The 513-nt window shown below is 64.1% G+C and carries 1 pseudogene; it reads left to right on the forward strand.

Annotation, left to right across the window (positions count from 1 at the left end):
• Positions 1 to 46: 46 nt before the first annotated feature.
• Positions 47 to 513: pseudogene (locus ACLD7X_RS18410) on the forward strand (hypothetical protein); the annotation flags it as partial.

Here is a 513-nt window from a genome sequence, read left to right on the forward strand (position 1 = left end):
GAGCAACGTCACGGGTGCCACCATCAATGACGCCATTCCGGCGGCGATCACCGGGGTAAGCTGGACCTCCGCCACGGCGGGTACGGCTACGGTAAGCAGCGGGGCAACGGGCAGTAGCAACACGCTGGCGGCGACGGTGAACCTACCGGCGGGAGCGGGCAACACGGTAACCTTCACGGTGACGGGAACGGTAGCACCGTCGACGACGGGTAATCTGGTGAACACCGCCACGGTAACGGCTCCGGGCGGGGTAACGGACCCCACGCCGGGCAACAACAGCGCGACCGATACGGATACACAGAATTCAGTTGCCGATCTGGCGATCACCAAAACGGACGGCAGTGCGACCTACACGCCGGGCAGTCCGATTACCTACACGATTGTAGTAAGCAACAACGGACCGAGCAACGTCACGGGTGCCACCATCAATGACGCCATTCCGGCGGCGATCACCGGGGTAAGCTGGACCTCCGCCACGGCGGGTACGGCTACGGTAAGCAGCGGGGCAACGGG

It is taken from the genome of Aphanothece microscopica RSMan92, assembly GCF_046613545.2.
GTDB lineage: Bacteria > Cyanobacteriota > Cyanobacteriia > PCC-6307 > Cyanobiaceae > NIES-981.